Annotated in this window: 12 protein-coding genes; 3 read left to right on the plus strand and 9 right to left on the minus strand. The window is 37.6% G+C overall.

Features of this window, described 5'->3' with window-relative positions:
- The 7 genes from UC75_RS19740 to UC75_RS01975 all read right to left on the minus strand — a co-directional run.
- Positions 1 to 154: DUF1275 family protein (locus UC75_RS19740; RefSeq protein WP_228137200.1), on the minus strand; the 154-nt coding region annotated here is incomplete at its 3' end.
- Between the two features lie 4 nt (positions 155 to 158).
- Complete coding sequence (gene sstT / locus UC75_RS01950; RefSeq protein WP_049836509.1) at positions 159 to 1,361, minus strand: serine/threonine transporter SstT; 1,203 nt, start codon at positions 1,359 to 1,361, stop codon at positions 159 to 161.
- Between the two features lie 398 nt (positions 1,362 to 1,759).
- Entirely contained in the window at positions 1,760 to 2,071 is a 312-nt protein-coding gene (locus tag UC75_RS01955; RefSeq protein ID WP_002121379.1) for an ArsR/SmtB family transcription factor, read from the minus strand.
- A gap of 466 nt (positions 2,072 to 2,537) precedes the next feature.
- Positions 2,538 to 3,101, minus strand: coding sequence for a TetR/AcrR family transcriptional regulator (locus UC75_RS01960; protein ID WP_004792769.1), 564 nt, complete (start codon positions 3,099 to 3,101; stop codon positions 2,538 to 2,540).
- 368 nt (positions 3,102 to 3,469) lie between these two features.
- Positions 3,470 to 4,633 (minus strand): cupin domain-containing protein, encoded by a 1,164-nt coding sequence (locus UC75_RS01965; RefSeq protein ID WP_049836510.1) that lies wholly within the window; start codon positions 4,631 to 4,633, stop codon positions 3,470 to 3,472.
- A gap of 31 nt (positions 4,634 to 4,664) precedes the next feature.
- Positions 4,665 to 5,258: a Maf family protein gene (locus UC75_RS01970; protein WP_049836511.1), complete on the minus strand. Its 594-nt coding sequence runs from the start codon at positions 5,256 to 5,258 to the stop codon at positions 4,665 to 4,667.
- Entirely contained in the window at positions 5,258 to 5,641 is a 384-nt protein-coding gene (locus tag UC75_RS01975; protein WP_003651438.1) for a DUF2237 family protein, read from the minus strand. Before UC75_RS01975 ends, UC75_RS01970 begins: the two co-directional genes overlap by 1 nt.
- A gap of 138 nt (positions 5,642 to 5,779) precedes the next feature.
- Between UC75_RS01975 and UC75_RS01980 the strand changes: the two genes are divergently transcribed.
- The 3 genes from UC75_RS01980 to fba all read left to right on the plus strand — a co-directional run bounded on the left by UC75_RS01980 (position 5,780) and on the right by fba (position 8,496).
- Positions 5,780 to 6,967, plus strand: a complete 1,188-nt coding sequence (locus UC75_RS01980; RefSeq protein ID WP_004792764.1) for a phosphoglycerate kinase — start codon at positions 5,780 to 5,782, stop codon at positions 6,965 to 6,967.
- 124 nt (positions 6,968 to 7,091) lie between these two features.
- On the plus strand, positions 7,092 to 7,337 hold the full coding sequence (locus UC75_RS01985) for a hypothetical protein (protein ID WP_013198094.1): 246 nt from the start codon (positions 7,092 to 7,094) through the stop codon (positions 7,335 to 7,337).
- Positions 7,338 to 7,458: 121 nt separating this feature from the next.
- Positions 7,459 to 8,496, plus strand: coding sequence for a class II fructose-bisphosphate aldolase (fba, locus tag UC75_RS01990; protein ID WP_005304678.1), 1,038 nt, complete (start codon positions 7,459 to 7,461; stop codon positions 8,494 to 8,496).
- Between the two features lie 114 nt (positions 8,497 to 8,610).
- On the opposite strand, the gene UC75_RS01995 is transcribed toward fba, so the two are convergent.
- Positions 8,611 to 9,921, minus strand: a complete 1,311-nt coding sequence (locus UC75_RS01995; RefSeq protein ID WP_049836512.1) for a peptidylprolyl isomerase — start codon at positions 9,919 to 9,921, stop codon at positions 8,611 to 8,613.
- The coding region (locus UC75_RS02000; RefSeq protein WP_228137020.1) for an LPS-assembly protein LptD at positions 9,921 to 11,884 on the minus strand (1,964 nt) is incomplete at its 5' end. The genes UC75_RS01995 and UC75_RS02000, both read right to left, overlap by 1 nt.

Consider the following 11,884-nt stretch of genomic DNA (forward strand, 5'->3'; position numbering starts at 1 on the left):
CCAAACTCATAGCTAGCATACTAACGTTGCCAGTCATATGTGAAATAGATTGATGCAAAAGGGTAATTAACCCTAATACATTAATCATTCCGGCATTGAATGCCAGTAAAAAGGCTCCGAGTTGGAACCAGTTTGGTAGGCGTTGAAATGGCATGCGTTTAAGAAGCTTGTTTAGATCGAATATCTACAGCTGCGGTAAATAAAACATCCGTAGAAGAGTTAAGCGCTGTTTCTGTAGAGTCTTGCAATACACTAATAATCATACCAATAGCCACGACTTGCATAGCAATTTCAGTTGAAATACCAAAAAGACTACAAGCTACTGGAATCAGAAGTAAAGAACCACCAGCTACACCAGAAGCACCACATGCTGAAACTGTAGCAACAACTGATAAAATAAGCATTGTTGCAAAATCAACATGAATTCCAAGCGTATGTACAGTTGCTAGTGTAAGTACAGTAATTGTTACTGCTGCACCCGCCATATTAATTGTCGCACCTAACGGAATGGACACACTTGCTGTAGATGGATTAACACCTAAGCGTTCTGCTAAATCTAAGTTAACTGGAATGTTGGCTGCTGAACTTCGTGTGAAAAAAGCAGTAATCCCACTTTCTTTAAGGCACTTAAATACAAGAGGGTACGGATTCCCGCGTATGGTAAGTGCAACAAGAATTGGATTAATAACTAAAGCAACAAAGAACATCGTACCCAATAGTACTATTAATAGTTGCGCATAACTTTCAAGAGTCGCGAGGCCAGCGTCAGCAAAAGTTACTGCAACCAAACCGAAAATACCAACAGGTGCAAAAGCAATTACTTTATGAATAATAGCGCTGACAGCATGAGCAACATCTTGCATTACTTCTTTAGTGGTGTCTGAGCTATGGCGCATAGCCAAACCTAAGCCAATTGCCCAAGCTAAAATACCAATAAAGTTTGCTTCACTAATTGCTTGAACAGGGTTCGCAATAAAGCTCAAAAGCAGATTTTTTAAAATATCGGCTAGACTTCCTGGTGCTTGCAAATCATTGTGCGAAACAGTGTTAAGGAACAAGGTGCTAGGAAAAGAAAGACTAACAATCACAGCTGTGAAAGCAGCAAGCAACATACCTACTACATATAAAATCAAGATTGGACGTAAATTTGCACTATGACCGACTTGGAAGTTGGCGATAGAAGAAAGTACTAATACAAAAACTAAAATAGGCGCAACAGATTTTAATGCTTTAATAAAAAGCTCACCAAACAAACTTAAATATGGCGTAACGTCTGGAAATAATAATGCAACGCCAATACCTAAAATAATGGCGAAAATAATCTTGGCTACCAAGCTTAATCGAGAAAAGAATTCAAGCATATAAAGACCTTATTAACCTATTCATGGCTAAAGGTTGAACAAGCGGAGTATTTTATACTTAAGTTAAGTGAATCTTAAGCTTTTTTATGCTAACTAGATTTTTTTATAGTGGTTGGTAATATTAAACTATTGTTTTAATTTTATTTATTATTGAAATTTAACTTTTCTCGTTAATTGTTTTGCTTGTTAATTGTTCGTCAGAAAAAGATTTATATCAAATAACTATCAAATCGCAGAGAAATGAAGTGATGAAATAATAAAGGGGAACAGTGAGACTTTGGAAAAGCTACGCGAATTTTCAAAACTCTGTGCTTGGACTAAACTCTAAGCTTTCAAGCTGAAAAATCGCATATTTCAGGAAATTACTAATATTATTATAAATTTATAGTTTAAAGATATTATTTACTTGCACAGTACAGTTGGTGAAGCGTATTTAAAATTGAATGCATATTGTCGTCCTTAATAGAATAAAAAATTTGCTTACCATCACGACGAGTTGATACAACGTCACTTTTACGTAGCATCATAAGTTGTTGTGAAAGAGTGGGCTGTGTAATTTGGGTCTTCTCTTCAATTTGTGAGACATTTAGCTCTTCATAAGCTAAATGACATAAAATTAATAAACGATCTGTATTCGCCAAAGATTTGAGAATTCCAACGACTGAATCAGCCGCATTTTTCATTTCTTCAATTTGGAGTCCATCTTTCATACTTTATACCTATATCAATATAGCGGGCATAGTATAGATTGATCTTGCACAAATGAATGTAGCAAAACTAATCAATCCAATTGTTTTTGTTGAAAAGCAATATAAGGGGAACTGATAAATAAGTAGTATTTTTAATTAAAAACAGTTGTTTGTAGTTCTTTTGTGTCTAAAGTGTTGCATTGTGTTATAAGTTTAATTGTTAAGTATAAGTGAATTGAAGCTAATATGAAATAACTGCTATTCCACTCTGATAAATAGTTAAATCTAATTTATCTTTAAATGAATCATAAAAAATGATTGAGTTTTTATTTTTTAAATATATAATCTGTTTTGTACAGACAGGTCTGTATATTTTGGTTCGGTAGGGTCGAAAAAAACGTCTAATTTTGAACCAAAATGACTTTCAGACGCAGCGTGATAGATAAGAAGAACATTAATATAAGAAGAAGAACATCACGCTTTATTTTTAAGCGGCTCTTTCAAAGTCGATTAACTTTTCAACTCGATTCCAATAATCATAAATTTTTATTGAACCATGTTCGACCTGAGCTTGAATGGTCATACCTTCCAATATATTAACGAGTAGTAAAGATAAAGGACCAGGTTCTTTTACATCATATTGATTAAGAAGATTTTGCATAAGTTGAGTCAACCAAGCTTTATACAATGTAGCAGGTTGGTGTGTTGACGGATACTGTTTTAAAACTTCTTCCAAAGCTTTTTGAAACATACAGCCATTAAAATCTTCACTATTAAACCAGTCGGAATACCATAAGAATACTGCTTTAATTCTCGCAAGAGGGTCTAACTCATCATGTTGTGATAAGGCAGAAGTCAGAGAGTTTTGTAAAAGCGTATTTCGTAGAAGTAGGCATTCTTCAATTAATTTTTCTTTTGATGGAAAATGCTTATAGAAAGTCATTTTTGCAACGCCAGATTCATTAATGATGCGATCTACCCCTATAGAATTATAGCTATACGAGTTAAAAAGTCTTAATGCGGTGTTAATAATGTCATCTTTTTTCGACATATTTTTTAGCCTCTCACAAATGAATTGCTATTCGCTTGAACTGTGATCTGTATTAATGAGAATCTGGATCTTTAATTTTACAAGGTATTGTTTGTTATTGATAGAAAAAAGATATTATTTTTTTAAATGGTATCGTTTAAATTTTAAGGAAAAAGTAAGTAAGAGGTATGCTATTTCTCTAATAATAAGGTTTTTTATTTTTAATTTTGATTTCAAAATTTTTTACGCTTAATAACTTTAATTACGCGCTATTTAAGGATTTTCAGGTAAATTTAATGAGTAATAATCGAGTTTATTTTGAGTTAGGTTGTTAATTTAAAAAGTAGACTTTTCCACGGTCATGTAAAAGTCTACTTTTATTAAGACGTTTACTCTGCAGGAGGTAAAAGCATCAGAATAGATTCATTTAACAAGTGAGCAACGTTTTCTAGCGTTTCATCATTATTAAATTGGCTATCGAAAGCTAGACTTTCTCCATTAGCAATTGCTTTTAATTTTTGCTCAAAGGACTCAGCTATAAATAGGGCTTCACCATTGCCCCAAAAGTTTAGGGTGCCGTTTTTTTCTGTATAGAGTAGGCGAGAGGCAGGCTCTAAAAGAACTTCGTAACCTTCGTGTAAAATTTCCTTCAAGTCATCGGCTTCGATTTCATCAGCCTCTGGAATATTATCCGGATATTTAGGTTCACTCATATAAGACATGATAGCGGCATCAAGTGCTGCCGAATCTTGTAATTGAGCTAATACTAAGTCTTTTAGGTGGCTAAGTTCAGAAGCATTAATTTCCCCAATTTGACTCATCTGTTTGCGCGTGATGTCGACAACAGGATTTTGCAATAAACTATTAGCTGAAAATTGATCACTAATACGTTCCATCATCCCTGCAACGTTTGGCATGCGAAAACCAAATGAGAACGTTAGGCAATCATCTTCAGCAATGCCATAATGTGCCATTCCAGGTGGAACATATAGCAAATCACCAGGTGCCAAAATTTCATCAAATTGCACATCTATTTCTGGCAATAGTTTTAATGGTTGATTTGGTACAAATGCAGTATTTGCATCGCACATTTGTCCTAACTGCCAGCGACGATGTCCATGACCTTGAACTAAAAAAACATCATAAAAATCAAAATGTTTTCCTACTGAACCACCTTTAGGAGCGTAAGAGACCATAATGTCGTCGCGGCGCCATTGAGGAATAAATGGAAATTTTTTCCAAAGTTCAGACAGATCAAATGAATAGTGATCTACCGCCTGTACTAAAATTGACCATAGTTTTGGTAGCTTTTGAAAATCACCCTTGGTTAAAGGTGAAGACTTAACGTGCCATTCATTTGGATTTTTATCTTTTTGGCGAATGAGTCGGGCACTCGCATGTTCTTCCAAAACAAGTTCTTGCACATCTTGGGGTTCTAAAAGACCGACAATTTCTGGCAACCCGTTACGTACCAGTAAAGGTTTTTTCTGCCAATATTCTGCTAAAAATTGTTCGGCAGTAATACCGCCTAAAACTGCTAAAGGTTCTGTCATGAAAATAACCTATTTATAAAAACATCTAAAATTAAGGAATTTGTAGACCAAGCTGCCTTAAGATATGGCAAAGTTGAATCATGGGTAACCCCATAAGTGTCGTCTGATCTAGGCCTGTCATTTTTTCGAACAAACTAATTCCTAAACTTTCACACTTAAAGCTACCAGCACAATGGAGTGGTTGGTCTAATGCAATATATCGTTCAATTTCAGCTTGAGTTAGGGTTCGGAATTTAACTTGATAATGTTCAACAAGCGTTTGCTCAAAATTCCCATCAAGCCATTGCACACTGAGTGCTGTACTAAAGAAGACAGTTCGACCTGAGTTTTCTGCTAACTGTATTTTGGCATTTTCAGTGGTCATTGGTTTACCAATAAAGTCGTTAGGAGCGTGTTCTCGCCATGCGACTTGATCGGAACCAATAATAATTGCATGTGGGTTTTGTGCAGCAACCACTTGAGCTTTTGTGAAAGCTAGCCTTTTCGCAAGTTCATCGGCATGGATTTCATTGCGAGGGCTCTCATCAATATCAGGACTCACACAGATATAGCTAATCCCTAAGCGATCCATTAAGGCTTTACGCGTTTGACTGCTTGACGCCAAAATAATTTGTGGCTGAACCATTACACTGCAAATTCCATTAAAACATCTAAAGGCACATAGCTTAAAACAGCTTGGTGACATGCATGTATTTTGATAGGAGGTGCTTGACCTGCTTGATATGCTTCAACCCAACGGGTTACACAGATACACCAGAAATCACCGGGTTTTAGACCAGGGAAATCTACTTCTGGTAACGGGGTAATAAGATCATTACCTATTTTTTGTGAAAAATTTAAGAAATCAGAGGTCATTTGCGCACATACAGTATGTTGACCAAGGTCTGTTACTGCTGTGTGGCAGAAACCATTTCTAAAATAGCCAGTAATAGGGTCGAAACAACAACTTGCTAAAGGTTCCCCTAAAACATTTAAACGATTGATTTGTGGATCTGGATGAATAGACATAATGGATGAAATATCAAATGACTATCTCTATCATAATCAAAACTCAGGCTTTCTACAGCTTTTATGCAAAAAAACTAACCTTTTTTGATGTAATCATTTAAAATTGGCGCGTTTTTAAAATCATAAAGAGAGCTTTACATGAATTTTCAGCGTATGACTGACCTTAACTTAACAGGTAAACGCGTCCTTATTCGTGAAGATTTAAACGTTCCTGTCAAAAATGGTGTGATTACTAGTGATGCTCGTTTACGTGCAGCATTACCAACGATCAAAGCTGCTTTAGAAAAAGGCGCAGCAGTGATGGTGTTTTCACATCTAGGTCGTCCTGTTGAAGGTGAACCAAAGCCGGAACAATCACTTGCACCAGTCGCTGCTTATTTAACAGAAGTATTGGGTCAAGAAGTTAAATTATTAACTGATTACCTAGATGGCGTAGAAGTTGAAGCTGGTCAAGTTGTATTGCTTGAGAATGTACGCTTTAACCATGGGGAAAAGAAAAATAATCCAGAGCTTGCACAAAAATATGCTGCATTATGTGACGTATTTGTAATGGATGCATTTGGTACTGCTCACCGTGCAGAAGCGTCTACTGAAGGTGTTGCTCGTTTTGCTCCTGTAGCAGCAGCTGGCCCTTTATTGGCAGCTGAGTTAGATGCACTAGGCCGTGCAATGCAAACTCCTGAAAAACCAATGGTTGCAATTGTTGCAGGTTCTAAAGTTTCAACTAAACTTGATGTTCTAAACTCACTTTCTAGTATTTGTGATCAACTTATCGTTGGTGGTGGTATTGCAAATACATTCTTGGCAGCTGCTGGTTTCAATGTTGGTAAGTCACTATACGAAGCTGACTTGGTTGAAACTGCAAAACAAATTGCAGCAAAAGTAAGTGTTCCACTTCCTACAGATGTGGTAGTTGCGGATGCTTCACAAATTAACTTTGAAGATTTCTTGGGTTCTTTAGCAGCAGCGCAAGCAGTTGTGAAGAAAGTAGAAGATGTAACATCAAATGACATGATTTTAGATGTTGGTCCGGAAACAGCTAAAGCATTTGCAAATATTTTAACAACGTCAAAAACGATTCTTTGGAATGGCCCTGTAGGCGTATTTGAAGTTGATCAGTTTGGTGAAGGTACGAAAGCGCTTTCGCTTGCTGTTGCTGAATCTGCTGGTTTCTCTATTGCTGGTGGTGGAGATACTTTAGCTGCGATTGATAAATATAACGTTGCTGATCAAATTGGTTATATTTCTACAGGTGGTGGTGCATTCCTTGAGTTTGTTGAAGGAAAGACTTTGCCAGCAGTTGCAGTTTTACTTGAGCGTGCTTAATACTGTTATCTAAAAACAAGAAGGGATTGGGTTACCAGTCCCTTTTTTCATGGATAGGTCATTAAACTGTCATATATCTGCAATAAAATAGCGAGCATTAAATCACCAACTGTGGACAATAGTGATGAATTTAAAGCTTACATTTGCTGCTGTGTTAATTGTACCGATGATGTTGACTGCTTGCGCTAAGAAAGATGAAGCATCTCAGGCTGGACAAGAATCAGCAGCTTCTACTGCTGTTTCTGAAAAAGTAACGCCTGAGCAACAAGCGGCAATTGATGCGATTGATAAGCCAGTTTTAGATGAAAAGAATACTGATGTGGTTGAAGGTAGTGCATCAAGTGAGGCTGCTGCTTCAGAAACACATTAATTTGTTGTTTTTTGTTAAAAAATCCCTGCATATGCGGGGATTTTTTTTGAAATACTGTGATTTGTTGCTGAATTGAAATAAATGAAAGGGTAGAATAACCCGCACTACCTGGGAGGATATTATGGCACTCATTTCAATGCGCCAGCTCTTGGATCACGCTGCTGAACATAACTACGGCGTACCAGCATTTAACGTAAATAACTTAGAACAAATGCGCGCAATCATGCTTGCCGCGGATGCAACCAATTCACCTGTAATTGTTCAAGCATCAGCTGGAGCTCGCAAATATGCAGGCGCTCCATTCTTACGCCATCTTATTTTGGCTGCAATTGAAGAATGGCCACATATTCCAGTGGTAATGCACCAAGATCATGGTACAAGCCCTGATATCTGTCAGCGTTCAATTCAGCTTGGCTTTAGCTCTGTGATGATGGACGGTTCATTAGGCGTAGACGGTAAAACACCTACATCTTACGAATACAACGTTGATGTAACTCGTAATGTCGTTGCTTTAGCGCATGCATGTGGTGTTTCTGTCGAAGGTGAGATTGGCTGTTTAGGTAGCCTTGAAACTGGTATGGCTGGTGAAGAAGATGGTGTTGGCGCAGAAGGTGTGCTAGACCACTCACAACTTTTAACTTCTGTGGAAGAAGCGACTCAGTTCGTTGCTGATACAAATGTTGATGCACTAGCAATTGCCGTTGGTACTTCACACGGTGCGTATAAATTTACGCGTCCACCTACAGGCGATATCTTGGCAATTGACCGCATTAAAGAAATTCATGCGGCATTACCAAATACTCACCTTGTAATGCATGGTTCGAGTTCTGTTCCACAAGAATGGTTAAAGGTAATCAATGAGTTTGGCGGTAATATTGGCGAAACTTATGGCGTACCTGTTGAGCAGCTTGTAGAAGCAATCAAACACGGTGTACGTAAAATCAACATTGATACTGATTTACGTTTAGCTTCAACAGGTGCGATTCGTCAATTTTTGGCAGAGAATCCATCTGAGTTTGATCCACGCAAATACTTTGCTAAAACAGTTGATACAATGAAGCAAATTTGTATCGATCGTTATGAAGCATTTGGTACAGCTGGAAATGCTGACAAGATTCGTCCAATTTCTTTAGAGAAAATGGTTGATCGTTATAAATAATTCCCGTTAGGGTTTAATTTAAAAAACCGGTTATTTATAACCGGTTTTTTATTAAGTGAATTTTATTCATAAAAAAACCTGCGATGAACGCAGGTTTTAATGAAGACAAAAGACTTACTTTTGTAAGTTCTTTTTGTCTAGACTTGGATCTTTAATTTCTACATAAGCATTCGCACGCACTTCACGCAACCAGCTGTCGATTTCAGTATTAAATTGACGTTCACCTAAAATTTGACGTGCCATACGCTCTTGATATTCATGAGTCATATCTTTTTCACGTTTTTCAGTTACTTGTAAAATGTGCCAACCGAATTGAGTTTGGAATGGTTCGCTGATTTCACCTACAGGAATTTCCTGCATTTTTTTGTCAAATTCAGGCACCATCATGCCTGGAGTTACCCAACCTAAGCTACCGCCATCACGTGCAGAGCCTGTATCATTTGAATAGGTCGCTGCAAGAGTTGCAAAATCATCGCCAGCTTTTAAGCGCTTATAGATGTTGTCAATAATTTGCTTGGCATTATCAAGGCTAACCACTTCAGACGGTTGAATAAGAATATGGCGAGTTTGATATTGAGGTACTAAAGCTTTTTGCTCATTTTGTTTACGTTCAATAAGCTTTAAAACATGTACACCATCACGTACTGAAATTAAGTCGGTTGTTTGACCTTCTTGTAATGGGGTAATACGGGCTGCAAGCTCGGCAGGAATATCTGAAAGTGGGCGGAAGCCCATGTCAGCCCCATCAACTTTTGCATTTGCAGTTGAAAGTTTTTTCAATGCGTTTATATCATTACTTTGCGCAAGCTTCGAGCGTACTTCTTGAGCTACAGATTGAACTTCCTGCGGATTATCGCCAGTAATACGCATATGAATTACATGTGCTTGGTTGCCTAAAGCAGCCTGTCCCTGAGGTGATTTTAAGAAGTTTTCTACGTCTTGGTCACTAATTTTAATACGAGACATGACTTGTTGTTGGCGCAAACGGCTAATCGCTAAATCCTCAGCGATTCGGCCACGTAAACTTTCATAAGTTCCTGGTGCCATAGCATCCAACTTTTGCTGGAAAGCTTCTAAACTTTTACTTCCAGATTGACTTGCTACTTTTAAGACTGCTTCATTTAAGCTTTTTTCATCAGGTTTGATGCCATATTTTTTAACTTGTTCAAGTTGTGCCTCACGCAAGATGAGTTGATCTAACACCTGAAATTGTAAATATTGCTGAGGTGGAACCTCTTTTTTTTGTGCTTGTAGTTCGTGAGCGGCTTCAGCCATCCCTTGTTGAAGATCACTTTTTAAAATTACGCTATTGTCCACAATTGCCACAACTTCATCAGCGGGTTGGGCAAAACTATGCATTGATGAAGAGATTAGGGCAGCAAGGGTAGTTGCTTTAAAAAACTGTTTAAGATGCTTTGTCTTCATTAACGTTGTGTCCAAGATTGATTAATTTTGTTAAAACCTAAAACGCGATTTTCAAGTAAAGACGCGAGTTTATTGTTTAAACCACCTAAACCTTTTAGCGTAATTTCGGCCATAATGGCACGTTTTTCACTAACATCTGGAGATTTTGGATCATCTAGATCGTTATAGTATGAGCGACCATAGACAGAAATGCCCCAGCAACATGACTCATAGTTAACCCCTAGTAATATCTCGCGGGCAACATCATTGTCCATGTCATATTGTACGTGGCCCATAATACGCCAATTATCTTTAACTGGTTGTATAAACGATGCAACAACCTGATCGTAAGTATCTTGACGTCCTGCAATATCTTTACGGTAGAAATAGCCTAAGTTATATAGGTTTCCTTTATCTCCAGTATAATAAACTTGGAAATCACGCTGAGCATTGTCACCATTAGACATCCATGCTGAGTTAGCAGCAATGGTGAAGTTTTGGTTTAACTGGCTTGTTAAACTTACAACTGGTCCAGTGTTACTTTCAGTATCAATCTCATCTTGTTGCTTTAATGTCACACGACGATCTTCAAAATAATAACTTTGACCAACACTTGCACGTAAACGCTCTAAGCCGACTGTGTCAAAAAGGCTATAGCTTACGCCAAGTGATAGAAAGTTGTTGTCTTCAAGACGGTCATGTCCGTAGAAGCGGTAAGGGTTAAATAATTGATCGTAACTTACTGATGCTGAAGTTGAGTCAAAATTTGGATAGTTGTCTTGGTTTTTGTATGGAGCATATGCATAAAACGCACGAGGGGTAAGTGTTTGTAGGTACTTGCCCTCACGTTCAAAATTCAGTCCAGTATCCAATGTGAATTGAGGTACAACGACTGATTTATTTTCAGAACCGCCATCTAAACCTTGAGATGCAATACTGTCTTTATCGTAGAATGTTTGAATAGAACGTACTGAAACTTCAGGGATTACAAATGCTGCTGGTGTGCGGTAGTTGTAGCGTGTTGCAAACTGGTTGTAGATACGTGTACCGCTACTTTCCTGAGCAGAATCATCATTAATTGATTTCTTGAAGTATGCAGTATCGTTATTAAATTCGTATTGTAAACCTAATGGATTACCCGTGACATAATTTAATAAAAATTGTGGCAAGCGTGCATAAGGCTTATCAACATCGGCAATGTCAGGGTCAAGTGTCTGGAAATCTTCGACTTTAAGCTGAGCTTTTAAACCCGGAATACCGTGTTGATAATTAAGTTCCCATGCTCTACGTAAGTTTAAGTCTGTTTTAGAGTTAGGACTGCTATCTAAATCTGAGAAATAGTCTTTATCTGAAGCGTAGTTGTACTCTAGATTGGTTGACCATTGATCGTTGATATTCCAGTTATGTAAGAAATGGAAATCTTTACGATCTTTATCATCATATTCTTTGTCAGATGGCAACATGCCACCCCACATCTCACCCGCACCAAAGCCATCGGTTAAATATCTAAAGTCACCTTTTAACATTGCACCGCGGTCTGCTAAATAGCGCGGAGTAAGTGTCAGATCATAGTTAGGTGCAAGGTTTAAATAAACCGGAACAGAAAGCTCAACACCACCATCGTTTGAGAAACCAAACTGTGGATTGAGAATACCTGTAGTACGACGATCATCAATTGGGAAGTTAAAGTAGGGAATTGCTAGAACTGGAACATCTTTAACATATAGTTTTGTTCCGTGGGTTGTACCACGTCCAGTTTCCTGATTTAACTCAATTTTATTTGCCTGAATTTTCCAACCTGGTTTTTGACCTGGTGGACAAGTCGAGTAGGTGGCATCGTTAAGAACCATCACATTTGGTGATGTTCTTTCGATTTTCCCTGCATGACCATGAGCATGTTGCTGTTCAGAAATATAAAAACTATTTTCTAAATTACCAGTCTGGTTTTTTAGGTTGTAATTAATTTCATCACTTTGTGAAAGTA

Origin of the sequence: Acinetobacter sp. V2 (assembly GCF_001188385.1) — a bacterium.
Lineage (GTDB): Bacteria > Pseudomonadota > Gammaproteobacteria > Pseudomonadales > Moraxellaceae > Acinetobacter > Acinetobacter oleivorans.